The sequence below is a fragment of the Dellaglioa sp. CoH-57-MRSF-21 genome, assembly GCF_056781915.1.
Window position 1 is genome coordinate 1 of record NZ_JBXAXU010000105.1, and the last position, 368, is coordinate 368.

Consider the following 368-nt stretch of genomic DNA (forward strand, 5'->3'; position numbering starts at 1 on the left):
GTTCCAGCGCGTATATGCCGATGAAGCACGCATCCACTTGGTGTGGGGTTGTGCGCGATGCCTTATACGTCTCTTCGAGCGTAGAGCCCTTGTGACGCTGGTGCCATGCATTCTTCCATTGCGCGGCCGGTATCGTTAGCATCGGTATATCCGGATAGGTGCCTGCCAGTAGACCGATCATGACGCTGACCATTTCGATGGTGGTGCCCATAGATTGGATACCGCGCGTCATGAAGCGTTCCGCAACGAAGCCGTCCGGTTTGTACAGATCAACCCATCTTTTTAGTTCTGCCAGGAATTCGGTGCGGGAGGGCCCGAACCGGGTCAAATCCGAAACGGGCTTTTCTAACACCGCATTGGCCACTACC

At 55.4% G+C, this 368-nt stretch carries 1 protein-coding gene; it reads right to left on the reverse strand.

The genetic code is table 11. From position 1 onward, the window contains the following. The coding region (locus tag AC1RPQ_RS08160; RefSeq protein WP_481762286.1) for a hypothetical protein at positions 1-368 on the reverse strand (368 nt) is incomplete at both ends.